Here is a 23,636-nt window from a genome sequence, read left to right on the forward strand (position 1 = left end):
GATTCGCTCCTGTTTTCACAGGGTTATGCGTCCTATAATGGCGAGCCACCAACCCTGAATTGCGCCCGATGAAAAACTTCAGCCTTTATCGCTCACCGCTACGCAGCAGGATGCATTGCCGCCTGTCGGCTGTAAACGGACATAGGCAATGAAAATCTCTGCCGAGATTAAAGCCGCTGCCCGCGACTGGTGGGTCAGGCTGGATAGCGGCAAACTTAGCCCTAATGAGCACGCCGAATTTACCCGCTGGTTGGCTGCCGATCCCTTGCATCGTCAGGCTTACGAGCAATTACGCGAGTTATGGGGAGCGCTGGACGCTATCGCACCGAAAATAACGATTCCGGCCGCCAGCAAACCCAAGCAGTTTGCTTGGCGATGGCAGTGGGCGCTGCCTGCCTTAGCCGGGGGCTGCCTGGCCTTGTGGTTGTTCAATCCGCTATGGCTCATATTGCGCGCCGATTTTCATACCGGCTTCGGCGAGCGGCGCGACGTGCATCTTAGCGACGGCTCGACGGTGCATCTGAATAGCAACAGCGCATTGGAAGTACATATCGACGGCGCACAGCGGCAATTGACCCTGCTACAAGGCGAAGCCTGGTTTGAAGTCAGCCCCGACAAAGCCAGGCCGTTTCGGGTAAATACTGAGCACGGCAGTGTCACCGCGCTGGGTACGGCCTTTAACGTGCGGCTGCATCACGATAAAACCGAAGTCAGTGTCACGGAACACAGCGTGGCGGTGGACTTGCAACAAGCCGACGGCAAAACGCTGCACACCGTGGTTGCCGAAGGTCAGCAAATAGCCTATAGCGCCGAATCGGGAATGGGCAATTTGCAACACATCGATAGCCAGGCCGTTACCGCCTGGCAACGCGGCAAACTGGTGTTCGAAAACCGGCCCCTGGGCGAAGTGCTTACCGAGCTGAATCGCTATCATCGCGGCTTTTTGCTGATCAACGATCCTGAACTGGCCCAACGTCGCGTCAATGGTGTGTTTCGTACCGACCAAGCCTTATCGGTGCTGGCGGCCTTGGAAACCTCTCTGCAACTGCGCTCAACGCGGTTTGGTGATTATTTGATCGTGCTGCACCGCTAAACGAGTTTACGGCATCGGTGGCGTTTATTGACCGGGCAAAGGCATTGAGGCGAATGCTATTTAAGGGCCGGGTTAATAACGCTCCCGGCAAATTACCGTTTTGACCTACTCGATAGTTGTTGTCAGCGCATTGCTGAAATTATCCCTCTACCAATTATCCGAAAAATAAATTTCAAACGCATTGAACTTGGCAACTACTTGGCGGAATTAACCTCGGAATGCAGTTCGCTTTGAGCAAGTCCCCTAAGTTGCCTCAAGGCAGGGTCGCATTCGCGCTAGGCAGTTGGTCAAAATGCCGACGCAACAGCAAAGGTTCCCATGGAACAAAAATCGCAGCCAACCTGAGGCTTGCCGCCGGTTAGCTGTACCTTAATGATCTTATCGACAGAGGATAGAAGTATGAGATTAAACATTGCTAAAACAGTAATTGCCGCCGTTTTGTTAATCGGTGCGGCGCCAGCGAATGCCAGTGCCGTGCATGATGCCGCCGGCGATTATCTGGCAACTTATTTCGGCAGTAAGACCGGCGATCTGGATGTGATCAGTGCCTCGGTTACTTACAATCCGGCCAGCGATCTTTTTCATTTCGAAAGTACCTTTGCCGGTAACCTCGGCGGCTCGCCGTCCGGTTTCTACATTTGGGGCTTCGACCGGGGCGCCGGCAGCGGGCGGTTTACCGCAAACGGCTTGCCGCAAGTACTGTTCGATTCGGTCGTACGCTTCAATATGGATGGCAGCGGTTTGGTAAGCCTGTTGGCTCCGACTTCTTCCACTACCGCTTTCGCCGCGGGGACCGCCAAAATTAAAGACAACCAGTTGATTGCCGACATTGCCGCGAGCTTGCTGCCCTCGAATGGTCTTGCCAAATCGAGCTACACCTGGAATCTCTGGCCGCGCGACGGGGCTCTGCCTGCGGGTTTTGGACAAATCTCCGATTTCGCTCCCGATGCAATCAATGAACCCGTGCAAGTCGTACCGCTCCCTGGCGCGTTTTGGCTGTTTGGTTCGGTGTTTGTAATGTTCAAGTTAGCCGGCAACAGCAAGCGGCGTTTTGCGGTAACAGTGAAATCCACCGCCATTGTCTAATTCAATAGCAGCACATTAAAAGCTGGCAAACCCGTTCCTGTTGTTTTGTAAAGGCTTGAGCGGGTTTGCGACTTCATTCCGCGCCGGACGGCGCTGCCAGATAACTTACCTCTACCTCCGTCAAGCCGCTGATGCCGATTTGCTTGGCCGCGCCTTGCGATAAATCGATCAACCGATTCGGGCTGAACGGACCTCTATCATTAATCAGCACATCCACATAACGGCCATTGCGTAAATTGGTAACCCGCACTTTTGACGGAATCGGCAAAGTTTTATGCGCCGCCGAAAAGCCTTGCGGATCAAAACGACTGCCGTCGGCGGTACGATTGCCCGATTCCGCGCCGTACCAGGAAGCCAAGCCGGTTTCCCGGTAACCATTTCCCGATGCCAAAGGGTAATACGTGATGCCTTTGACGGTGTAAGGCTTGTTGTAAGCGGCGTTGTTTTGGTACGCCGGCAACCGGGCCGGCATGGAAGGCTGCGGCGGCTCGGATGCGCAACCCGCCAGCAGGCTGAGTAAAATCAATAAAAAACCTGGATGGGCAAGCGCCTGGATTAGTTGGTTTCGCGACATTCGATAACTCCACAGGGCGTAATTTATTGGGCGCGCATGCGCTGGCAATAATCTAAGCATAATTTAAAGCTCCCCTTAAAATCCGTTTGCTTTATCAGCGCCTTTCCCGTCTTCCGAGTAGCCGACCGTTGCCGGCGCGAGTTCATCCCGTCAAAATCGGTCAGCCCTGACCGGTTTGGTTATAATGCCGGCATCAGGAAATAGACAACTAGGGCCGGGATAGCGATTTCTTTGTTTGCCGACGCGGCAAACGCCACTTGAGGGGGAAAGATACATGGCGGGTGAATTACATAAAATCTTGATTGTTGGCGGCGGCGCGGCGGGGTTGGAGTTGGCCACCGAATTGGGGCAAAAACTCGGCAAAGCCGGCAAGGCGCAAATTACATTGCTGGATGCCGCGTCCACCCATATCTGGAAACCTTTGCTGCACGAAGTGGCGTCCGGCACCTTAGCAGAAGCGGAGGAAATCGAATACTTGGCCCAAGCGCACAGCAATCACTTCCGCTTCTTGTTCGGCAGAATGGAAGGTTTGGATCGGGCCAATAAAGAAATTATCGTCAGCGCGATTACCAACAAGAGAGGCGAAGAGATCATTCCGCAACGCCGCTTCAAGTACGACACGCTGGTGATGGCGGTCGGCAGTGTCAGCAACACCTTCGGCATCAAGGGCGTGGATAAATATTGCCGGTTTATCGATACCACCAAGGAAGCCTTCCGCTTTCAAAAACAACTGGTGGAAACCTATTACATCCAGTCCTACGCCAACCAGAGCCATCAACGTGACAAGCCGCTGTCGATTGTCATTATCGGCGCCGGCGCCACGGGCGTGGAATTGTCAGCCGAGTTGCACGAAGTGACCAAATTGCTGGCCACCTACGGGCTTGAAGGTTCGATAGACGTCAACATTACCATCATTGAAGCCGCGACTAAATTGTTGCCAGCCCTGCCGCCACGGCTGTCACAAGCCACCCAGGAGCAATTGATTAAGCTAGGCATCCAGTTAAAGCTGGGTCGCAAGGTCACGGAAGTGACCGAAACCGAAGTACACACTTACGATGGCGAAGTATTCGATGCGGACTTAAAAGTCTGGGCCGCCGGCATCAAAGCCCCGGATTGGATGAAAGACCTGGATGGTTTGGAGTCCAATCACATCAATCAATTAGTGGTCGATCAAACTTTGCAAACCAGCGACCCCGACATTTTTGCTATCGGCGATTGCGCCGCTTGCGAATGGGTCGGCCACGGCGGCAACGTGCCACCGCGCGCCCAGTCCGCCCACCAAATGGCCTCTACCGTGGCCAAAACCATCATCAACCGCTTGAAAGGCAAACCGGCTGCGAAGTTTGTTTATCGCGATTATGGCTCGCTGGTGTCGCTGGGTAAATTCAGCACCGTTGGCAGCTTGATGGGTAGCTTGATGGGCACGGTCAGCGTCGGCGGCTTGATTGCCTATGGCGTGTATTTGTCCTTGTACAAAATGCACCAAGTCGCCATCCACGGCTACTTCCGCACCGCGATGTTGACCTTATCCAATCTGTTCCGGCGCAGTACCCACGCCAAAATGAAAATGCATTAACCCACAACTCCACTGAGCGATACACATGTTAGAAATCGAATACGAATTCCGCGAAGAAGACCTGGTCCACTTTAATGAGGAAAGGCTGAAAAAAGACCCGGAAATGCAGAAGAAAATCCGCCAAAACCGCATCTTCGCCCCCGGCGTGATGATGGCTATCGCCTTGTTTTATTACGTGTATTACGTGGACATGACCACCACCGCCTACATCACCATCCTGGCGCTGGCTTGGTCGTTCGCCTCGCCGTTTATCATGAAAATGGACATGCGCCGCCAGTTTTTCAACAAATACACCGAAGCGGAAAAAAAGGCTTTATTCGGTATTCATTGGCTGAGCATCGAGCCGGAATTCCTGCAAGAACGCGCCCCCGGCGGCAAAAGCAAAACCCCCTGGAAAGACATGTTGCGGGTGGAGAAACATAAAGACTATGTGTACATCTATGTGGATATCGATGCGGCGATCGTGATCCCGCGCGCTACGGTCAAGAAAGGCGATTTGAAGGCGTTTGCTAAGCAGGCTGAGGGGATGATTGAGAGGGCGGGGTCATAACTCATTTCCGAATGTCCAAGGTATATGGAAGATATACGGGAACAATATAATTGCTTGTTAGCTGTCACAACAAAGAGACATACATGGATATTGCAACAGTTTCAGAGTGGCTGAAAAACACCATACCCGGCATTATCTTGCTCGGTGTAATCGGAGGTCTTTTATCAGCCATTATTATCTGGGCTTTTAACCGAGTGTTCGTGCCTGTCGTAAATCAATCTCTTGTTGCCGCGCTTAAAAAGCTTCTGATGCATTTTGTTGGCCCTGCCACCAAACAGTTGGTGCGTCTGCACTTCGTGACAGGAGACAACAAAACTCATGTGTTTTACACACTCCAAGTAATGAAGCTCTCGGTTTTTTTATTCGTAGCTACGTGTGGGTTTGTTCTGTTTGCCCTAGCTATTTCCCAAGACGGGCAAGTTCTCTTCCGTAGCCCGGTGCTCGCTCCGCTTGTCGTATCATTCCTGGCTACCTGGCACGCGTTGCGCTGTGTGGCAGTTGCACTGATACCGCTTTATGTGGACATCGATACGTTAATAACGGAAGCCAAAGATGAAGTTATCAAGGAAATCGGGGCAAAAGACAGTTAATTTTATCGTTCCCACGCTCCAGCGTGGAAATGCATCCCTAGGAGCCTGTCGGACTTTAGCGCAGTAGATCTAACCGCGACATCGGTTTGGTAAAATAAGGACGGTCAAAAGATCAGATATACGGAGCCTGTGATGAGTCGATTCATTCCCGTCAACCGCCATCAACTTTACGTGCTACCGCCTTCGGTGGACGAATGGCTGCCGGAGGCTCATCTGGCCCGTTTTGTTGTCGAAGTCATCGAGCAACTGGATCTGAGCCAATTAACCAGCCGTTACCAGGGACGCGGCAGTGCGGCCTATCATCCCTCGGTGTTGCTGGCGCTCCTGGTGTACGGTTACGCCACCGGCGTGTTTTCCAGCCGTAAGATCGAACGAGCGACCTACGATTCGGTGGCGTTCCGTTTCCTGTCCGCGGATACGCATCCCGACCACGATACGCTGGCCCATTTCCGCAAAACCTTCCTGATCGAGCTGGAAGATCTGTTCGTCCAGGTCCTCAGCCTGTCCCAAGCGATGAAGTTGGTGACACTGGGGCAAATTGCGCTGGACGGTACGAAAGTGAAGGCGAACGCCTCCAGGCATAAAGCCTTGTCCCACGGTCACATCGAAAAGCTGGAAGCGCAGCCATGTAGATACTCTGTTCAAAAGCAACAAATTTCATCATCTTTTACTCAGCGATGATGGATTCAGGAATGGCATAAAACCGCGTGTTATCGAACGGCTGGTCGTGCTTTAGCATGCCATGAATCGCATGCAGTAATTTCTATCGTTCCCACGCGGTCAATAGGCTTTCATTTTTGGTGTCGCTAACGCGACGGCTGGTTTAGAAGTCGGGTCTCGGCCCGACAGCCGAGATACTTTCTTTTGCATCGCCAAAAGAAAGTATCCAAAGAAAAAGCGACCCGGATGCTGCTTATTCCCTGCGCTCCTCGCTTTTGACCGGGGTTGCCGAAAGGGGCTTCCTGCCCCTTCGGCAACGCGCCGCATCCCTGCGGCGCCCCTAGCAGGCTGTTCCGTTCAAAAGCTCCGGTGCTCGGCGCAGCATACGGGAACAAAACCATCCCGATTTCACAGCACCTCTGTAGGTATGATTAGCGAAGCATAATCATCTCGTTCCCACGCGCCGCGTGGGAATGCAAACCAACCGCGCTGCGGTGAGCTAAAACCAATCCCGATAGACCGGCAATAATCCATCCTACCCGGCATAATTCCAGGCAATTGAAGAACGCCAATGCTCCGGTAAACCAACATAACCGCATTTAACCGGATTCAAGGTGTAATTAGTAGGGCGTCAATAGACGATAGCCGTATTGCGCCGTCTGTTGTTCATCTCGTTCCCACGCGCCGCGTGGGAATGCAAACCAACCGCGCTGCGGTGAGCTAAAACCAATCCCGATAGACCGGCAATAATCCATCCTTGTATGATGAATTTTAACAACCGATAGCCCAGAAAAACCGATTAAGCTGTGATTGTTCATTGGGAGGCCGTCCCACCCTGAGGACTGGTAGTTTACCAGAGCCTGTCGTGTAGATTGGCCCCCGCCCTATTCACCCATACCGTGGAGTATCCGAGGCTTAGAGCCTGCATACACAAGGAAGGTAGGTGCATGTGCAGGGTCGGGAACCGGTGAATAGTGTACTTCCCTTTAAACTGTATTTAAAAATGATGATGACGAACCGCTCGCTCAACACCCCCGCTGAATCTGTCCATCGCCTGTTTGCCGGCGTGGATGTCGGCGCCGACGAATTGGTTTTAGTGATCCGCAAGAACGGCAAGCCGTTCGACCCGCAAAAATATGCTAATACTCGTAGCGACCGTGCGCGTCTGGTGAATAAGTTGATCAAATTACCCGGCATCAAGGTCTGTCTGGAAGCCACCGGTATTTACCATTTCGATCTTGCTATTGCGCTACACGACGTCGGTGTACCTGTGATGGTGGTCAATCCCAAGGCTTCGCATCACTTCGCTAAGGTATTGATGAAAAACAGTAAAACCGACGCCGTCGATGCCAACACCTTGGCCGAATATGTCGAGCGCATGGATTTCGTCGCCTGGACTCGTCCTTCGAATCAAGCGCTGGCTTTGCGCGGCTATGCTCGCCGTATCGACGCGCTAACCGGTCAGAAGGCCGCCGCGAAAAATCATCTACATGCGCTGAGTGCGACCGAGGAAACGCCGAAGGCCCTACTACGCGATGCCAAATTGGCGATTAGTCAGCTGGAAAAACGCATCGATACGTTGGCTGGCGAGGCGCTGGCGTTGATCGACCAGCATCCGGAACTGCAACGAATATTCGACCTGTTGACCGGCATCAAAGGCATTGCCCAAACCAGCGCCATTGCCTTGATGGGCGAACTACTGCTATTGCCGCCCAACCTGTCGCATCGCGAATGGGTCAAGTTTGCCGGACTCGATCCCAAGGCCTTTGAGTCGGGCAAAAGCGTACACAAGAAAATGCGGCTATCCAAGGCCGGTAACCGGCATATTCGTTCGGCGTTGTATATGCCGGCCTTGAGTGCCAAACAGCACGATCCGCATGTGCGAGCGTATTTCCAGCATTTGATCGACAACGGCAAGAAACCTTTGCAAGCCGTCTGCGCCGTCATGCGTAAATTACTGCATGCGATCCATGGCATGTTGAAGCACGATCAGCCGTTCGATAACACACGGTTTTATGCCATCCCTGAATCCATCATCGCCGAGTAAAAAATGATGAAATTTGTTGCTTTTGAACAGAGTATCTACCCGGCATAAATCCAAGCACTTGAATAACGCCAATGCTCCGGTAAATCAACATAACCGCATTTAACCGGATTCAGGTGGATATAATCCAAGGCCAAGGCGCAATTGGTAGGGCGTCAATAGGCGTTGCCGTGTCGTGCCGTATGTTGGCCTTAAATCATTCGGCGCATTACGCTATTGCTAATGTTGGAGTTATTGCCTTGCAGCGGCCATGCTTTATCCTGCATGCGTAGCGGTCTGAACATCGCTCTCCGCTACGCAAGGATCCCCACAAAATATTAGAGCGTGCTAATCTATACTTGCTTTGGATGTTAGACTATGGCGAATTAGGTTAGACTCTGGTTGCATTTGCTTATGCCGACGGTTAACCAACGATAAAAGGCACTAGCTTTGCTAACCCGATGGGGCGGCAAGTCCCACCGATTGGGCGGCTCAGCATCTATAAAGGCCTTCGCCGCAATGTCGTTCGAAAGCAGAGGACCTGCAAATTATTGGGAAATTAACGAAGCCCACCGGTTCATCGGGTGGGAGGAGCAAGCATGGAACTGTTACTTTTTCTTATAGGCGAAAAATATTTTTGCCTACCGCTATCCAGCGTCAAACGGATTGTGCCCATTTCCCCGGTTTATCCCTACAGCGGGCAGAACTCCGATCCCTTCTACGGTGTCGATGGCGAGGTTTTTCCTTATGTGTCGCTTTGGGATTTGTTGGATATCAAGTCGAAATACTTTGAATACGAGGAATTAAAGTCTTTTTTGGAAATTCGCAGAAAGGATCACCTGGAATGGATTGCCGAGCTGGAATACTCGGTCCGCAACCACGGCACCTTCAGCAAGGCCAGAAACCCCAGAGAATGCGCATTCGGTAAGTGGTATTACGCTTACACACCCCGGCACAAAAGACTGCATTTGCTGTTGTCTTGTTTCGAAAGGCCGCACGCCGCCATACATGAACTAGCCGATAAATTGCTGAATATGGCGGAAACCGGCCGTGTCGATGAAGCCTTGTCGGCTTTGAATCAGGCTAAACACGGCACGTTAATGGAGCTTTTGAATATTTTCGACTCAACGATTGAATTGGTTGTCGACCTGCAAAGACGCCTAGTCTTGCTCGCCAAACATGATGCCAATTACCTGGCTATCGGCATTGATGAGGTGTCTGACATTGTTAAAGTGAAGGCGTCGATGCGCCGTGACAACCCTATTACAAGGTCCGAGCATTTTTCCGAGTTCGTATCCTTTGAGAATGGTCAGGCTGTGCCGATTATTAATCTTGCATCCTTAGCCAACAATGCGCCGGGGTTGATGGGTAAATCAGCGAACTCGGCAATTTAGCACCCGCAGTGCTGGGGTGGATGATGAAATCATCCTGACTTCCAAGTTGTCGTTTTATATTTCAATACCGACGGCTTGGGCGACCAGTTTTTGATTCAGGACGGCAGCGGTTCGTGATAAATTTCCAATTCTCCTTCATAGCCCGACGACCACCATGACCACCATTCGCCAAGCCGATTTCATCCAAAGCATCGCCGATGCCTTGCAGTTCATTTCCTATTACCATCCCAAGGATTTCATCGACGCCTTGTATGTGGCTTACCAAAAAGAGGAAAGCCCGGCGGCGAAAGATGCAATGGCGCAAATTCTCATCAATTCGCGGATGTGCGCCGAGGGCCGCCGGCCGATTTGCCAGGATACCGGTATTGTTACGGTTTTTTTAAAAATTGGTATGGACGTGCGCTGGGATGCGGCATTGAGCGTGACCGAGATGGTTAACGAAGGTGTGCGCCAGGCTTATCTGCATCCGGACAACGTGTTGCGGGCGTCCATCCTGGCCGATCCGGCCGGCAAGCGCATCAATACCAAGGACAATACCCCGGCGGTGGTGCATATGGAATTGGTGCCTGGCGACAAAGTGGACGTGGAAGTGGCAGCGAAAGGCGGCGGTTCGGAAGCCAAGTCCAAATTCGTGATGCTGAATCCGGCCGACAGCATCGTCGACTGGGTGATGAAAACCGTGCCGACCATGGGCGCCGGCTGGTGTCCGCCCGGTATTTTGGGCATCGGTATCGGTGGCACCGCGGAAAAAGCCATGATTTTGGCTAAACAGGCTTGCATGGGCTCGATCGACATTCAGGAACTGATCGCCCGCGGGCCATCGAATGCTATTGAAGAACTGCGTCTGGAACTGTACGACAAAGTCAACGCGCTGGGCATCGGCGCACAAGGCTTGGGTGGCCTGACTACGGTGCTGGACGTGAAAATTCTGGATTACCCAACTCACGCCGCCAACAAGCCGGTGGCGATGATCCCAAACTGCGCTGCCACCCGCCATGCGCATTTCGTGTTGGACGGCTCCGGCCCGGCCATTCTGACACCGCCCAAACTGTCGGACTGGCCGGAGATTACCCAATCCGCCAGCAGCGCCCGCCGGGTCAATATCGATGGCTTGACCAAGCAAGACGTTGCCGACTGGAAGCCCGGCGAAACCTTGCTGCTGAGCGGCACCTTGTTAACCGGCCGCGACGCCGCCCACAAGCGCATCGTCGATCTGTTGAACAAAGGCGAGTCCTTACCGGAAGGTGTCGATTTAAAAGATAAATTCATCTACTACGTCGGCCCGGTCGATGCGGTGCGCGATGAAGTGGTCGGCCCGGCCGGCCCCACTACTGCCACTCGGATGGACAGTTTCACCGACACGGTACTGGAAAAAACCGGCTTGCTAGGCATGATAGGCAAATCCGAACGCGGCCCAAAAGCGATTGAGGCCATTGCCAAGCATAAATCAGTGTATTTAATCGCGGTCGGCGGCGCGGCTTATTTGGTATCCAAGGCCATCAAACAGGCACGGGTCGTGGCTTTTCCCGAGCTGGGAATGGAAGCGATTCACGAGTTTGTGGTGGAGGATATGCCGGTGACGGTAGCGGTGGATAGTTGCGGCGAGTCGATTCATGCGACCGCGCCGAAAGAGTGGCAAAGCCGGATAGGGAAGATACCGGTGATAACGGAATAAGCCCGCCATATTGATGTTTACGTTTTTAGTAAAAGGCGTAGGCTTCCTGGTTTTGTTACAAGCAAGGGCATACAAATTTGCCCCCGAAACACCGGCTTTCTGTTGAGTTTATCGCCGCTGGCGGAAAAATAGCATATGATTCAATCTGCGGATCGGCATAAAAAACAGGCGCATAAGCGTTCTTCACTATTGACGTAGGCAAACCATGACAGAGCATACATCGGCGCAAAAACCCTCAAAGATTGCCCTTGGCATCGGCGGAGGCGGGTTTTATTTTGAAAGTATTTGTCTGCTGAAAACATTAAGCCAACACTACGATTTTATTGCCATTATCCCTTCCGATAGTAAAATATTAAGCACGCCCATTGCGGAAAAATTTCCAAATTGTACCGATGTATATACCATTCCGGCAGTGACTAACTTCAGCCTGGAAAAAAACCAGTTTTCTAAAATAGCTTCTTTTTTTAAATCGCTTTATTCCAGTTATAAAATCATAGATAAAGAAAAGCCTTTTGCGATAATAGTCCTGGGTTCGTCGATGGCTATTCCGCTGTTTATCGCGGCAAGACTCAAAGGTATTAAAACGGTCTTTGTTGAAAGCATTACCAGGGTTAATAATCCGTCAAAAACCAGCCAGCTTATCGCCTATTTTGGCTTGGCGAATAAATTTTATGTGCAATGGCCGGAGTTATTAAGCGAGGTCGATAAATCCATCTATAAAGGAACCATCCTATGATTTTGGTCACCGTGGGCACCACCTTGACGTTTGACGATTTGATTCAAACGGTCGACGAATTGGCGGCCGCGCAATTTTTCGATGAAAAAGTGATCTGCCAAATCGGCCATGGCAGTTATATTCCCAAGCATTGCGAGTATTTTAAGTTTCAAAAAAATCTCGACGCCTTGATCGAACAAGCGTCGCTGATCGTTTGTCACGGCGGCACGGGTAGTACTCTGGAATTGTTGATCAAGGAAAAAAGATTCGTGGCGGTCGCCAATCCCAAGGGGGCAGACAATCATCAGGCGCAATTTTTGACGCGGCTCGCCGAGCAAACGCCTATATTATGGACGGCCGATTTACAGCAGCTCGCCACTATGATCGACAAGGCTAGGCATCACGAATATCAAGCCTCCAATATGCCGCATTTGGCCGACGATCTGTTGGAATATCTGTCGGCCTGCCAAGGATAACCAAAGCCATTGCAATTGATGGCGCGGCCGTTCTCCTTCTACATGTATAGCTAATTTAAACCCCATCGCGAACCTTTCGGAATGCCGTCTACACGTAGCTGCTCTTGTCGAGGCCTTATTTTTTCATGCAAATAGCTCCTCTGTTGTGCATCGGCTTTTCGCTAGGCGCGGCCTTGTTGCTGATCGTCGGCAATCTTTTACAGCGCCAGGAATCGCTGCGTTGCGTGCCGAGATTGGCGGGATTTGTATTGGTTACGAGTTTGGCGGTTGTCCAAAGCCTGCATGTGAGCTGGTTATTGAATCGATTCGATGGGGTGCATTCGCCGCTTTATCTGATATTGCTATACGGCATCGCTCCCAGTTTTTATTTCTATAGCCGGCAGTTGTTGATTGCCGAGGTGAATTACCGCTGGGCCGATGCCTGGCACGCCGCGCCGATACTGTGCGGTTGGATGCTGCCTTATCAGCTGGCTTTGCCGGGTGCGTTTTTAGTGGGCAGCGGCTATCTGGCGTGGTTGGCTAAAATTGTCTACGGCTTGCACGGACAGCGGCGGCGCTTTCGTCTGGAACTGTTGGCTTTGGGAACCCTGTTTGCGATTGCCGTTGGGGTGTTGCTACTGGGCTTTATCTGGCCGTTATTGAACCAGACCGACTTCATCAGCAGCTACAGCATACTGATCGGGCTGGCGTTTTTTGCGGTGACATTAACCTTGTTGCGCTTCCCGAACATTACGGCCGACGTTTCCGAGGCGGTACGGGCGGCCTATGCCGGGTCCACGCTTAATAATGTCGACAGACAGGCGGTGCTGTCCAAGCTTGACGCCTTGATGACACAGGACAAACTATATGCACTGGAAACCCTGAACCTAGGTTTGCTGGCCGAGCAACTGAATTTGAGCCAGCACCAATTATCCGAACTGATCAATACCGAATTTCAACAAGGCTTTTCCCGCTACATTCGCGAACAACGCATCGCCGCCGCCCAAAAATTGCTATTGGCGGAACCCAATGCGTCGGTATTGTCCATAGGCTTGACGGTGGGCTTTAGCACCCAGTCCAATTTCTATGCGGCGTTTCGCGACATCGTCGGCGTCGCGCCCGGACAGTATCGAAAAACACACGCCGGCTAAACAAAAAACTCCAGTTTTATCATTTTGTAAATCCGTAACACTTTGATGTCTATGGATTTATATCCCGCGTAAATTATTTCTATTCCTGTCCTATCATTCCGGAAGTTCCGCCGTTTCGCGGTCGTTAATCTGCTCCTGCCTCTCAACATTTGGAGCAAAACCATGAATATTCTATTAACCGGCGCGACCGGTTTTATCGGTAGCGCCGTATTACACGAGTTGCTGCGACAGGGTCACCAGGTCACGGCCTGTTGCCGCCACCCCGAACGTCTACTAATCGATCATCCAAACCTGATCCGATTAAACTTGGATTTTGCCCAGGCCGGTACGATCGACTCCTGGCTGCCGCATCTGCAAGCTGTCGACGCAATCGTCAATTGCGTGGGCATCATTGCCGAGAACAATAACCAAAGCTTTGCCCAGTTGCATAGTCAAGCACCGATAGCCTTGTTTCAGGCCGGTGCGTGCGCCGGGGTAAAAAAGATCGTGCAAGTTTCGGCTTTGGGTGCCGACGCGGGTGCCGAATCAAATTACCACCTCAGCAAAAAAGCTGCCGACGATGCCTTACGCGACTTGGCCCTGGACTGGTTTGTACTGCAACCGTCGCTGGTTTATGGTCCCGGCGGGCAAAGTAGCGGCTTGTTTCATGCGTTGGCCGCTTTACCCGTGCATCTGCTGCCGGATGGTGGCCGCCAGCTTTTGCAACCCATTCATATCGCCGATGTAGCCACCACTGTCTGCCGTTGTCTTGAGCCGGCTGTCTCCGGTCGTAAAACCTTGGCTTTGGTCGGCCCCAGCCCCCTAAGTTATGCGGACTGGCTGCAAGGGCTTAGGCGGCGATTAGGCAAACCCAAGGCCGGAACTTGCTCCGTGCCTTACCCATTTGCGCTGAGCATGGCTGATATGGGCAAATGGCTGAACGAGCCGATTGTCAGTAAAGACAACCTGGCGATGCTAAATCGCGGCAATTGCGCGGATCCAGCGCCGCTCACCCAGTTTTTGGAACGAGCGCCCTTCAACGTGAACGAGCAATGGTTCGAACAAGCGGCCAGCCCAGTCGAGCGTTGGCATGCGGGTTTGTATTTTCTCAAGCCTTTGTTGCGATACGTGATTGCCCTCGTCTGGCTATGGAGCGGCATCACCTCGCTGTTTTTCTACCCGCATCAACTGAGTTATCAGTTATTGGCAGCGCTTGGCATCACCGGCATGGGCGCGCCAATAGCCTTATACGGCTTGGCAGCCATGGATATTGGCTTGGGTTTGGCGACCTTAGCGCGGTTTAGGATTAGTCAGCTCATGCTTTGGCAGTTCTGGGTCGTCCTCGGCTATAGCCTGACAGTAGCCGCATGTTTACCGGAATTTGTATTCCACCCGTTCGGTCCGCTGTTGAAAAATCTGCCGTTTTTAATGTGCTTGTTGCTTGTCAGAATATTGGAAGGAGAGCCGTCATGATGTATTTATCTTTAAAATTGATCCACATCCTCAGCGCCATCGTATTGTTCGGTTTGGGTTCCGGCACGGTGTTTTACAAAGTGATGGCCGATAAAAGCGGCGATCACGCGGCAATCGCCACGACCAGCAAACATGTAGTGCTGGCCGATTGGTGGTTCACCACGCCGACTGTGATTATCCAGCCGTTAACCGGCGTGTTATTGGCCGATCAATTGTCGGCTTCGTTCGGCGACGGCTGGCTGTGGTGGACAGTGGCGCTGTATTTAATCACCGGGCTGTGCTGGTTGCCGGTGGTGATTTTGCAGATCCGCATGCGCGACATCGCCACCGAGTCACTGGCCCAAGGCCGGGCTTTGCCGTACCTTTACCACTATTATTCCAAGATTTGGCTATGGTTGGGCGTGCCGGCCTTCTTCGGCATGATAGGCATCACCACCTTGATGGTGTTTCATAATTCACTCTGGAGCTGAGCCATGTCCGAATCATTAATGCAAAAAGTGTTGGGCGCCGATTGGCAACAATTGCCGGAAGTCATCCAAAGACATTACCAAATCAGCGACTGCCAACAAAGCCGGCTAACGGGAACGATGGAAATAGGTTATCCAATTTATCTGTTTCCGTTGATTTGGCTGATTCATTTGTTCGGCGGCTTGTTACTGTGGCGCGGGCAGGCGGCACAAGCCGAAGTGGACAAGACCGCCGACGGCGAACTATTGCATTGGCATAGGACGATGACTTACGCCGATGGTAAAACTGATTGCTTTACTTCCAGGATGAGTTATGCGGCAGACCACGAGTTGGTCGAACTCATAGGCTTTGGTTTTGGCTTGCGCTTGCACGTCAGCGTCGAAAACGGCGAATTGCTGTATCGCAGTAACGGCCATTTCTGGCAATGCGGGTCGCTACGCCTGAATATTCCGGATTACTTATTGCTAGGTTCGGCCAGCATCAGCGAAAGTGCTGTTTCAGAAGACGAGTTCTATCTGGATTTCAGCATCCGCCATCCCTGGTGGGGTGTGAGTTATTACTACCGGGGAAACTTTCGCTATGGCTGATAGGGTTTATCGATGGGAAGGACGGCTACAGATCGGGATCCAAACGCGGCTCTTCCCAAGCATGCATGCCCGCTATACCGCTGTGTTCCGGTTTTCAAGACGACCCGGAATAATCGCGGATAAGTTCGAATATTGTGGGGTGAGCTCTTGCATGGCGGTGCAACCGGAGTGGGTTTGAGCTTGGTTGCTCCAGGCGCCACTGCAGCCGAGCGAGAACAGCTGCGACGTGTTGACTGAAGAAACCCAGCATGGCCGGTTGGCGCGTCTTGACCAACTGTTTTTACCAAGTCGGATGTCCAAAATATCGCCAGATTTGGCTGGAATTATTGCAGGATATGGCGTTGTCTGAAGTTCCGGGTGGCGATTAATATCTCTCTGCAAGCCTCGCAAGCCACTTGTGGGTAACATCTGTGGTCCCCGTCTGCGCGGGAACCACACTATTTTTTTAGCCCACGTCCGCGACCAAACGCGGGTAATCGGTATAGCCAATTCTCGGATCCTGCCCCGCGGCCCCATAAAAGGTTTCAGCATGATAGGGGTTAAGGGCCACATTTAGTTGCAGACGCCGGACTAAATCGGGATTGGCAATATAGTCCTTGCCAAACGAAACGGCATCCGCTTCGCCGGCCGCAATGACTTGTTGCGCGGTTTCTCTATTAAAACCTTCGTTGGCAATCAACACCCCGCCGAAACGCTTTTTCAACGCCGGGCTGATACGGTTCTCTCCGAGCGATTCTCGGGTAAAAATGAACGCAATGCCGCGTTTGCCCAATTGCTCGGCTAGATAGCCAAAGGTATTTAAGGGATCGGAATCACCCATCGTATGCGAGTCGCCTCTGGGCGCAAGATGCACACCCACGTGACCCGGTCCCCATACCGAAATAGCCGCATCCGTCACTTCCAGCATCAGACGGGCGCGGTTTTCCACCGAACCGCCGTAAGCATCGGTTCTTTTATTGGTGCTGTCCTGCAAAAACTGGTCTAACAAATAGCCATTGGCGCCATGAATCTCCACACCGTCAAAACCGGCAAGTTTGGCGTTTTCCGCGCCTTTGCGGTAAGTCTCGACAATCTCGGGAATTTCGCTGATGCCCAGGGCTCTGGGGGTTACGTAATCGCGCATCGGGCGGAGCAGGCTAACATGCCCCAAGGGCGCAATCTCACTGGGCGCGACGGGCAACTCGCCGTTTAGGTAGTCCGGATGCGACACCCGGCCGACGTGCCAGAGTTGCAGGAAAATTCGTCCGCCCGCTGCATGTACTGCTTGGGTGACCTTGGTCCAGCCTGCGACTTGCTCATCCGACCAAATGCCGGGCGTGTCCGGATAGCCCACACCTTGCGCGGACACGCTGGTGGCTTCGCTTAAAATCAGCCCGGCATCCGCTCGCTGTGCGTAGTATTCCGCCATCAATTCGTTAGGTACCCGGCCGGCGCTGGCTCGGCAGCGTGTCAAAGGCGCCAGCACGATGCGGTTAGGTAAATTAATGTCCCCCACTTTGATGGGCTCAAACAGGTTGCTCATATCGTCTCCATGTTAAATGCAATTGTTAGCTGTTTTACCTGACACCATAACATCCAGCCAGGTATTTTATGGAAATATGCAATCAGGCGGCACTATTCATGCCGTGCGCGGAAAAGTCTTATTAAGTATTGTCGTCAGTTAAGAGATGTTTAAGCCTGCGGGTGAACAATGAGCCGCAACTGAAGATCCCGGATAAGGAGGGTTTATGTTCAGGCTTACCGCACTGTTGGCAACCATCTTGCTATTCTCGAGCGCAACATTTGCGCATGACGGCGGCTGGGGCGGTAGACATCATCATAGTTACCAACGCGAGCACTACGGGTATCGCTATAACAATCCGTATTACCGCGCATACGTGCCGCCGCCCGCAGTCGGCTATTACCAGGCGCCGGCAGATTATTACGGGTTGCCGCCAGTGAGAGGGTTTGTCTATCAACAACCCATCCCCGCACCGCGGTGTGACCGGAATATACGGCAAGGTTGGTAGTCGTGAACACGCGAATACGCCTTGCCCTGATGTTTTTGAGTCTGACGATGTTGAGCGGTTGTGTGGCTTACGCACCCTATGCCGAGTCTTATCCCGCGACGTATACGCCGTATGGTTACGGTAGCTATAGTTACGGCTATTCGGCGCCTGTTGTGCCGGTCCCTGTGCCAATGTACCGCGGCGGGTGGGGATACGGAGGCCATAGGGGCTATGGCGGGCATCACGGTCACGGACATTTTGGTCACCACGGGCATCATTAAACTGCGTTTCAGCCAGGTGGCGCGTGACATTATGTCGCATTCCAGGCATTAGGAAACACTGATACTATACTGGCCATTGCAGAGATGTTCAGCGCAATAACTTCCTCCCTTAATCCGGCCTCGTGTCGGAATTTTTTTGCCTAAAAATCAGCCGTCCGATACAGGGCAAATAAAGACCAGTCATATTAAGGACCAGCTTAATAGTCAGGACTTTATTTGTCTGAGCGGCTCGAGCAAAGGTTTTAGGCCGTTGTGATCCATTTCCTGCATCAATGCCAATAGTCTGCCTAATTCACCGGCAGGAAACCCCTCGCGCGCGAACCAATTGAGGTAGTGGCCGGGCAAATCGGCGATAACGCGGCCCTTGTATTTGCCGTAAGGCATAGTAACGCTGACCAGTTTTGGTAAATCTTCGGGTTTCATGGATAAGTTTCCCTGGCTATTCCCTCTGCCCTGTTAAGCTTAAATAACGTGCATCGTCCTACTTAGTTTGAAATGACAGGAAGTTGCACAAGATAGCGAAATGGTCTTCAAACAGCGCTTCTTCCAGTGTCGGCAGCTGCGTGATCGGTATCCAGGCCACGCTTTCAAGATCGTCCGCTGCTTTTATCTCCGGCCGAGACCCATCAAGCCAAGGAGTTGTCAAAGCAAAGTGATGGGCATGCGTGATGACGCGGCCACGGCACGATCTTCTGGGGTGGGAAAACACTTTAATCTGTTGCAGGCAGTCTCGCAAAGCGGAATCCGGCAGGTTCAGGCTGGTTTCTTCCTTCAATTCGCGGATCGCGCCTTGCAGCAAGGATTCGCGTTTCTCCAGAAAGCCGCCGGGGATAGCCCACAAGCCTTTTCCGGGATAATGTTTGCGCTTGCCTAGCAACACATGATCGTTGACAGTGACTACCGCATCGACAGTGGTGGCAATAATATCCCAGGGAATGCCGGCATAGACTTGATTCTCTGCATGGATTTTGGCGTATTCCGCTTTTAATACCGCGTACTCAGGATTCTTTGCCCAATCGTTTAAAAAATCCCTCACCGGCACGGAAATCCGGCTGGCGATATTTGCCAACGCGGTCTCCGTGTTTTCTGCTGCAAACAGCTGGTGGCGCAGTGCCGTAGCATCAATATCCAGCTCGGACTCTATCGCCTCCATCGCCCAATCGGGAAAATTATCCAGATAATACGTGGACTCGTCCTTGTTAAAGCCGACCAATGCAACCCGTTCGCCGTCCGCCACACATGCACCAACTTGCCGCCGGACATCGGCATTCCACAGCGTATCGTCGTAATAATCCCGTACCGGTAAAAATCTGAGGCGGGCTTGCTCGCTCTCCGGCAGCGTGGCGGTGATCATGGCCGCCCGTTCGGTCCATTTAAACGGATTGCGGATATTTCTGGACTGAAAGGACGAACCGACAATCACCAGCACCTCGTCGGCAATTTCCAAGGCTCGGCGGGTTAGTTGCTCGTGCCCCTTGTGATAAATTTGGTAACGGCCAATCACAATGGCTTTTTGGTATTTAGTCATCGCTCTAGCCTTAATGTTTGGCCGCTATCGGCATTTGCCGGCCGGCGCCAAAGGCTCGGGGTCGCACCCGAATGATGGGCGGAGCTTGCCGGCGTTTGTATTCGTTGCGGGCTATCATGCCGACGATGCGCTGGTAAACCGCTTCACCGGCCGCGGTGGTTCGATAGCCAGCCACAAACTCCCGGGCTTTTTCATATTCGTGGTCAGCCAGCTGCTTGCCTTCGATCAACAGTTTCAAGATTTCATCCAGCACCTCGTAAGGCGGCAAGCTATCGGTGTCTTTCTGATCGGGCGCCAATTCTGCGGAAGGCGGTTTCGTTAAAATCGCTGCGGGAATAATCTCACGATTGGCGCGTTGGTTAATGTAAGCGGACAGGCGATACACCTCGGTTTTATACAAGTCGCCGATCAGGCCCAAACCGCCGTTGGTGTCGCCGTACAGCGTGCAATAACCCACCGATATTTCGCTTTTGTTACCGGTGGTAAGGACCATCGCACCGGACTGATTGGAATATGCCATCAGGATGGTGCCGCGTAGACGAGCCTGCAAATTTTCCAAGCTCAAACCGCGTAATTCCTCGGAAAAACTGCTGTGAAATTGCTCGCCAAAATCATTCACCAGCGTCTTGATCGGATAGCTGTATAGCTCTACGCCCAAGGCATCGCAGAGCAGTTGCGAGTCGCTCACCGAACCGCTGCTGGAAAATGCCGACGGCATCGTGATAGCAATGACATTTTCCGGTCCCAAGGCCTCGGCGGCAATCGCAATCGTCAACGCCGAATCAATACCGCCCGAGGAACCCACCACGACTCGATTAAAGCCGCAGCGCCGCACATAATCGCGTAAGCCCAGCAGGATATGTTGCAGAATGAATTCCTGATCATTATCAATTTGGGGCTGGGCCGATTGCGCAATGGTTTGAAATCCGCCTTCTGTAAAACGCAGCGTATCTATCACCGTTTGGAAAGCCGGCCATTCGCGCGCAATCTCACCATCGGCATTCACGGCAAAGGAAGCCCCGTCAAATACAATGCTGTCTTGTCCGCCGACTTGATTGACATACAGTATCGGCAAGCCATGCCGGCGGGCCGCGCCGCAAATCACTTGTTGGCGTTGCGCGCGTTTGCCGATATTGGACGGGCTGGCATTGATGCTGACCACCAAGTCCGGGCGCATCCGGGCAAGTGCTTCGTAAGGATTAACCGGATAATCGTCGGCATTGTCGTTCCAACCGTCCTCGCAAATCATCAGCCCTACTTTATAACCGGCGACGTCGATACTCACCGCGCCCTGTTGACCGGGCTCGAAATGACGGCGCTCATCGAAAATATTGTAGGTGGGCAACAGTTGCTTGTGATATTCCGCAATAGTCTCGCCGTTACGTATGGCAATCAGCGCGTTATACAGCGGCTTACCGGGGCCGTTTGCTTTTATCGGCGTGCCGACAATCGCAACGAGGTCCGGAAACTGCGTTGAAAAAGCAGTCAGCTCTACCAACGCTTCGTAGGCTTTGCGAATAAAGGTCGATTCGTTTAACAGGTCGCCGGGGTAATACCCGCACAAGGACAACTCCGGGAACACTAACAATTGCGCCTGCTGCGCGGCGGCTTGGCGATAAGCATCTTTGGCAATCGCCAAGTTGCCGGCAAAATCGCCGACCATGGGATTGATTTGGGCGATGGCGACGGTCAGGGGAAGTTTGGACATAACAATTCCTATGCAGAATTTAGGCGTAGTGATTAAAAATCTGCCGCAAGTAGGCGATAAAGGTTTGGTCATTGCATAAGGTCTTGCCGGGGGCGTCGGATAATTTCGCCACCGGGTCGCCGTTGCAGCGCACCAGTTTCATCACAATATTCAAAGGTTTGGGGCCGCCAAGATCGTTGGTTAAATTTGTGCCTATCCCAAAGCCCAATTGAATGCGGTCCCCAAAGTGCTGATAAAGACTGATTGCCTTGGAAATATCCAGTCCATCCGAGAACACCAAGCGTTTACCATGCGGATTGATGCGTAGTTTTTGATAATGGCCGATGGCTTTTTCGCCCCAAACCACCGGGTCGCCGGAGTCATGCCGCAGGCCGTCAAACAATTTGGCGAAATACAAATCAAAGTCGCGCAGGAAGGCATCCATGCCAATGGTGTCGGTCAACGCCACACCCAAATCACCGCGAAACTCCTGCGCCCAATCTTCCAAGGCCATGCGTTGAAATTCGCGCAGCCGCACCACATGCGCTTGGTAGGATTGCAGATACTCGTGAGCCATGGTGCCTATCGGCGTTAAACCGAATTTTTTGGCCAGATACACATTGGACGTGCCTTTGAACAAGCTCGGCACTTCGGCTTGAAACGTCCGCACCACTTCCTCTTGCCAGCTACCCCAAGCGCGCCGGCGCAAACCAAAATCGAAAATCTCGAAGGCATGGGTTTTTGCGGGTTGCTCAGCAAAGGTTTTTAGGGTAGCTAATTTTGCCTGCAAGCGGCGGCGGCCTTCCGCCAATAACGCCGCCTGGTCGAAGCGGCGAAAATACAGTTCCGAGACGATGTACAAACAAAATATCTCGAAATTCATCACATGCACTTGCGGACCCTGGGCTTGAATTCTCAGGGTGTCGCCTTCGGCAAATGCCTTGATGTATTTGCTTCTAAACCGAAACAAGGACAGGAACTCGATGAAATCGGGTTTTAAGTAACGTAGTTTGGCTAAATAGGCTAGCTCGTCGTCGGCAAATTGCAGCGAACACAGGTGATCCAGTTCTTGTTTGACATCATCCAGCAATTCGGCCAGCGGGTATTCCGGTGTACTCCGGCAGATAAAATCGTATTCGGCGCTGGCTTCCGGGCGCTTATGCAGCATGGTTTGCCACATCGGAAATTTGTACAAATCGTTTTCAAGCAGGCTTTTGACGATGGGGGGCATGTGCATTCCTTAGTATGGGTTATTTTCGGGGACCAGTTCCAAAGCCATTTCGGCGCTGGTTGCCAAACGAACGCCTTGTGCGCGCAGTTCGGTAAAAAATTGTTCGACCGCCGCTTCGAATCCACTGACGGGACTCATGCAGTCAGTCAGGATCACTAGCTTGCGTTTTAGCTCGGCGGCGCCGAACTGCAAGATGTCGCTGATCGTCTCCTTGACGCAATGGCTGCTGGCTTGGCCGGCGATTAACAAACGATCCGACTGAGCGAGCATTTCCAGTATGGCTCGATTCAACTGCGTGGCCGGATCGGCAGGATCCGGGATGACGGCTTTTAGTGCGGAAAAGCTTTCCGTCCAAATGTTTTCGCCTTTTTGCACCAGCGTAACGGCTTTGCAGGTTCGCGTTTCCCAATCGCTTAAGGCTTGCGCCAACTCGGGGTTAAGCTTGTGCCCGGGTGTCCCGATTAAACAATGCGGCGGCCAAAGGATAAAAGGCCGTTGCATCTGTTCCAGTTGTTGCAGGTAGTTTAGAACATAATCGTTTTGCTCCGGTGACACCGGTGTGACGGACAGGCGATAACGGCCTGCTAAAAAGTCAGCGGCGGTCACCCGGGAAAATGGGGGTGGGGCTACACCCTCTTCAGTTAGCCAAGAGCTGTTGTGTGCCAGATCGATCATGTGATGGGTATCGAGCGTGGCGATAACGCCGGCAATGGCAAGTCCGGCTTGTTCAATCAACTGCGCCAGTCTCACGCAATCCTGATAGGCGCCCGGCACGGGCAGGGCCGGAGCATAGCCTTCGGTCGCGTGATCGCAAAAGTCGTTTTGCGCATCGATGATCATTAATTGAGTATTTGCCATGAGCTTTAACCTGC

Annotated in this window: 23 protein-coding genes and 2 pseudogenes; 17 read left to right on the top strand and 8 right to left on the bottom strand. The window is 52.5% G+C overall.

From position 1 onward, the window contains the following. Positions 1-148: 148 nt before the first annotated feature. Entirely contained in the window at positions 149-1,093 is a 945-nt protein-coding gene (locus tag ACR02O_RS03365) for a FecR family protein (RefSeq protein ID WP_205452461.1), read from the top strand. 399 nt (positions 1,094-1,492) lie between these two features. Continuing rightward, complete coding sequence (locus tag ACR02O_RS03370) at positions 1,493-2,179, top strand: hypothetical protein (protein ID WP_458138827.1); 687 nt, start codon at positions 1,493-1,495, stop codon at positions 2,177-2,179. A 73-nt stretch (positions 2,180-2,252) separates the two neighbouring features. Here ACR02O_RS03370 and ACR02O_RS03375 read toward each other — a convergent pair whose 3' ends face one another. After that, a complete protein-coding gene (locus ACR02O_RS03375; protein ID WP_458138828.1) occupies positions 2,253-2,753 on the bottom strand; it encodes a septal ring lytic transglycosylase RlpA family protein in 501 nt (166 codons plus the stop codon). Between the two features lie 274 nt (positions 2,754-3,027). On the opposite strand from ACR02O_RS03375, the gene ACR02O_RS03380 reads away from it, so the two are divergent. The 5 genes and pseudogenes from ACR02O_RS03380 to ACR02O_RS03400 all read left to right on the top strand — a co-directional run bounded on the left by ACR02O_RS03380 (position 3,028) and on the right by ACR02O_RS03400 (position 8,176). After that, complete coding sequence (locus tag ACR02O_RS03380; protein WP_458138829.1) at positions 3,028-4,329, top strand: NAD(P)/FAD-dependent oxidoreductase; 1,302 nt, start codon at positions 3,028-3,030, stop codon at positions 4,327-4,329. A gap of 25 nt (positions 4,330-4,354) precedes the next feature. Continuing rightward, positions 4,355-4,879, top strand: a complete 525-nt coding sequence (locus ACR02O_RS03385) for a YcxB family protein (RefSeq protein ID WP_458138830.1) — start codon at positions 4,355-4,357, stop codon at positions 4,877-4,879. A gap of 83 nt (positions 4,880-4,962) precedes the next feature. Beyond that, a complete protein-coding gene (locus ACR02O_RS03390) occupies positions 4,963-5,469 on the top strand; it encodes a hypothetical protein (RefSeq protein ID WP_458138831.1) in 507 nt (168 codons plus the stop codon). A gap of 132 nt (positions 5,470-5,601) precedes the next feature. Then, positions 5,602-6,093 (top strand): annotated as a pseudogene (locus ACR02O_RS03395) (transposase); the annotation flags it as partial. 1,039 nt (positions 6,094-7,132) lie between these two features. Beyond that, positions 7,133-8,176, top strand: coding sequence for an IS110 family RNA-guided transposase (locus tag ACR02O_RS03400; RefSeq protein WP_494522208.1), 1,044 nt, complete (start codon positions 7,133-7,135; stop codon positions 8,174-8,176). Positions 8,177-8,211: 35 nt separating this feature from the next. Here the strand turns inward: ACR02O_RS03400 and ACR02O_RS03405 are convergent. Beyond that, positions 8,212-8,304: pseudogene (locus tag ACR02O_RS03405) on the bottom strand (REP-associated tyrosine transposase); the annotation flags it as partial. A gap of 447 nt (positions 8,305-8,751) precedes the next feature. On the opposite strand from ACR02O_RS03405, the gene ACR02O_RS03410 reads away from it, so the two are divergent. The 8 genes from ACR02O_RS03410 (at position 8,752) to ACR02O_RS03445 (ending at position 16,049) form a co-directional block, all read left to right on the top strand. After that, complete coding sequence (locus tag ACR02O_RS03410) at positions 8,752-9,546, top strand: chemotaxis protein CheW (protein ID WP_458138832.1); 795 nt, start codon at positions 8,752-8,754, stop codon at positions 9,544-9,546. Positions 9,547-9,700: 154 nt separating this feature from the next. Then, positions 9,701-11,221, top strand: coding sequence for a fumarate hydratase (locus ACR02O_RS03415; protein ID WP_458138833.1), 1,521 nt, complete (start codon positions 9,701-9,703; stop codon positions 11,219-11,221). 205 nt (positions 11,222-11,426) lie between these two features. Beyond that, on the top strand, positions 11,427-11,957 hold the full coding sequence (locus ACR02O_RS03420) for a hypothetical protein (RefSeq protein ID WP_458138834.1): 531 nt from the start codon (positions 11,427-11,429) through the stop codon (positions 11,955-11,957). Next, the gene (gene pssE, locus ACR02O_RS03425; protein ID WP_458138835.1) at positions 11,954-12,412 is read left to right on the top strand and encodes a PssE/Cps14G family polysaccharide biosynthesis glycosyltransferase; all 459 of its coding nucleotides are present in this window, start codon (positions 11,954-11,956) and stop codon (positions 12,410-12,412) included. Before ACR02O_RS03420 ends, pssE begins: the two co-directional genes overlap by 4 nt. Positions 12,413-12,537: 125 nt before the next feature. Then, on the top strand, positions 12,538-13,542 hold the full coding sequence (locus ACR02O_RS03430; protein ID WP_494522816.1) for a helix-turn-helix domain-containing protein: 1,005 nt from the start codon (positions 12,538-12,540) through the stop codon (positions 13,540-13,542). A gap of 162 nt (positions 13,543-13,704) precedes the next feature. Then, positions 13,705-14,994 carry an NAD(P)H-binding protein gene (locus ACR02O_RS03435; protein WP_494522817.1) on the top strand — a complete coding sequence of 430 codons (1,290 nt, stop codon included), beginning with the start codon at positions 13,705-13,707 and terminating at the stop codon, positions 14,992-14,994. Beyond that, positions 14,991-15,464: a DUF2269 family protein gene (locus ACR02O_RS03440; protein WP_494522818.1), complete on the top strand. Its 474-nt coding sequence runs from the start codon at positions 14,991-14,993 to the stop codon at positions 15,462-15,464. Before ACR02O_RS03435 ends, ACR02O_RS03440 begins: the two co-directional genes overlap by 4 nt. Positions 15,465-15,467: 3 nt before the next feature. Further along, positions 15,468-16,049: a DUF4166 domain-containing protein gene (locus ACR02O_RS03445; protein WP_494522819.1), complete on the top strand. Its 582-nt coding sequence runs from the start codon at positions 15,468-15,470 to the stop codon at positions 16,047-16,049. Between the two features lie 445 nt (positions 16,050-16,494). Here ACR02O_RS03445 and ACR02O_RS03450 read toward each other — a convergent pair whose 3' ends face one another. Continuing rightward, positions 16,495-17,571: an alkene reductase gene (locus ACR02O_RS03450; protein WP_494522820.1), complete on the bottom strand. Its 1,077-nt coding sequence runs from the start codon at positions 17,569-17,571 to the stop codon at positions 16,495-16,497. Between the two features lie 205 nt (positions 17,572-17,776). On the opposite strand from ACR02O_RS03450, the gene ACR02O_RS03455 reads away from it, so the two are divergent. Both ACR02O_RS03455 and ACR02O_RS03460 read left to right on the top strand, forming a co-directional pair. Beyond that, the gene (locus tag ACR02O_RS03455; RefSeq protein WP_494522821.1) at positions 17,777-18,058 is read left to right on the top strand and encodes a hypothetical protein; all 282 of its coding nucleotides are present in this window, start codon (positions 17,777-17,779) and stop codon (positions 18,056-18,058) included. 2 nt (positions 18,059-18,060) lie between these two features. Then, positions 18,061-18,318, top strand: coding sequence for a hypothetical protein (locus ACR02O_RS03460; RefSeq protein WP_494522822.1), 258 nt, complete (start codon positions 18,061-18,063; stop codon positions 18,316-18,318). Between the two features lie 204 nt (positions 18,319-18,522). On the opposite strand, the gene ACR02O_RS03465 is transcribed toward ACR02O_RS03460, so the two are convergent. From ACR02O_RS03465 to ACR02O_RS03485, 5 genes are read right to left on the bottom strand one after another with little or no spacing between them, the layout of a single operon-like run. After that, on the bottom strand, positions 18,523-18,741 hold the full coding sequence (locus ACR02O_RS03465; protein ID WP_205452518.1) for a DUF3820 family protein: 219 nt from the start codon (positions 18,739-18,741) through the stop codon (positions 18,523-18,525). Positions 18,742-18,799: 58 nt separating this feature from the next. Then, positions 18,800-19,846 carry an NUDIX domain-containing protein gene (locus tag ACR02O_RS03470; protein ID WP_494522823.1) on the bottom strand — a complete coding sequence of 349 codons (1,047 nt, stop codon included), beginning with the start codon at positions 19,844-19,846 and terminating at the stop codon, positions 18,800-18,802. A gap of 10 nt (positions 19,847-19,856) precedes the next feature. Next, on the bottom strand, positions 19,857-21,554 hold the full coding sequence (locus ACR02O_RS03475; protein WP_494522824.1) for an NAD+ synthase: 1,698 nt from the start codon (positions 21,552-21,554) through the stop codon (positions 19,857-19,859). Between the two features lie 19 nt (positions 21,555-21,573). Then, complete coding sequence (pncB, locus tag ACR02O_RS03480; RefSeq protein WP_494522825.1) at positions 21,574-22,764, bottom strand: nicotinate phosphoribosyltransferase; 1,191 nt, start codon at positions 22,762-22,764, stop codon at positions 21,574-21,576. A gap of 9 nt (positions 22,765-22,773) precedes the next feature. After that, positions 22,774-23,622, bottom strand: a complete 849-nt coding sequence (locus tag ACR02O_RS03485) for a cysteine hydrolase family protein (protein WP_494522826.1) — start codon at positions 23,620-23,622, stop codon at positions 22,774-22,776. Positions 23,623-23,636: the final 14 nt, after the last annotated feature.

Source organism: Methylomonas sp. PHL2-19, assembly GCF_059331595.1.

Excerpts from the sequence above, each read along its gene's own strand:
- ACR02O_RS03470 (WP_494522823.1), bottom strand. The coding sequence starts at position 19,846 with ATGACTAAATACCAAAAAGCCATTGTGATTGGCCGTTACCAAATTTAT.
- ACR02O_RS03385 (WP_458138830.1), top strand. The coding sequence starts at position 4,355 with ATGTTAGAAATCGAATACGAATTCCGCGAAGAAGACCTGGTCCACTTT.
- ACR02O_RS03410 (WP_458138832.1), top strand. The coding sequence starts at position 8,752 with ATGGAACTGTTACTTTTTCTTATAGGCGAAAAATATTTTTGCCTACCG.
- pssE (WP_458138835.1), top strand. The coding sequence starts at position 11,954 with ATGATTTTGGTCACCGTGGGCACCACCTTGACGTTTGACGATTTGATT.
- ACR02O_RS03370 (WP_458138827.1), top strand. The coding sequence starts at position 1,493 with ATGAGATTAAACATTGCTAAAACAGTAATTGCCGCCGTTTTGTTAATC.
- ACR02O_RS03365 (WP_205452461.1), top strand. The coding sequence starts at position 149 with ATGAAAATCTCTGCCGAGATTAAAGCCGCTGCCCGCGACTGGTGGGTC.
- ACR02O_RS03400 (WP_494522208.1), top strand. The coding sequence starts at position 7,133 with ATGATGATGACGAACCGCTCGCTCAACACCCCCGCTGAATCTGTCCAT.
- ACR02O_RS03455 (WP_494522821.1), top strand. The coding sequence starts at position 17,777 with ATGTTCAGGCTTACCGCACTGTTGGCAACCATCTTGCTATTCTCGAGC.
- ACR02O_RS03450 (WP_494522820.1), bottom strand. The coding sequence starts at position 17,571 with ATGAGCAACCTGTTTGAGCCCATCAAAGTGGGGGACATTAATTTACCT.
- ACR02O_RS03445 (WP_494522819.1), top strand. The coding sequence starts at position 15,468 with ATGTCCGAATCATTAATGCAAAAAGTGTTGGGCGCCGATTGGCAACAA.
- ACR02O_RS03390 (WP_458138831.1), top strand. The coding sequence starts at position 4,963 with ATGGATATTGCAACAGTTTCAGAGTGGCTGAAAAACACCATACCCGGC.
- ACR02O_RS03435 (WP_494522817.1), top strand. The coding sequence starts at position 13,705 with ATGAATATTCTATTAACCGGCGCGACCGGTTTTATCGGTAGCGCCGTA.
- pncB (WP_494522825.1), bottom strand. The coding sequence starts at position 22,764 with ATGCCCCCCATCGTCAAAAGCCTGCTTGAAAACGATTTGTACAAATTT.
- ACR02O_RS03420 (WP_458138834.1), top strand. The coding sequence starts at position 11,427 with ATGACAGAGCATACATCGGCGCAAAAACCCTCAAAGATTGCCCTTGGC.
- ACR02O_RS03415 (WP_458138833.1), top strand. The coding sequence starts at position 9,701 with ATGACCACCATTCGCCAAGCCGATTTCATCCAAAGCATCGCCGATGCC.
- ACR02O_RS03475 (WP_494522824.1), bottom strand. The coding sequence starts at position 21,554 with ATGTCCAAACTTCCCCTGACCGTCGCCATCGCCCAAATCAATCCCATG.
- ACR02O_RS03380 (WP_458138829.1), top strand. The coding sequence starts at position 3,028 with ATGGCGGGTGAATTACATAAAATCTTGATTGTTGGCGGCGGCGCGGCG.
- ACR02O_RS03440 (WP_494522818.1), top strand. The coding sequence starts at position 14,991 with ATGATGTATTTATCTTTAAAATTGATCCACATCCTCAGCGCCATCGTA.
- ACR02O_RS03485 (WP_494522826.1), bottom strand. The coding sequence starts at position 23,622 with ATGGCAAATACTCAATTAATGATCATCGATGCGCAAAACGACTTTTGC.
- ACR02O_RS03430 (WP_494522816.1), top strand. The coding sequence starts at position 12,538 with ATGCAAATAGCTCCTCTGTTGTGCATCGGCTTTTCGCTAGGCGCGGCC.
- ACR02O_RS03375 (WP_458138828.1), bottom strand. The coding sequence starts at position 2,753 with ATGTCGCGAAACCAACTAATCCAGGCGCTTGCCCATCCAGGTTTTTTA.
- ACR02O_RS03465 (WP_205452518.1), bottom strand. The coding sequence starts at position 18,741 with ATGAAACCCGAAGATTTACCAAAACTGGTCAGCGTTACTATGCCTTAC.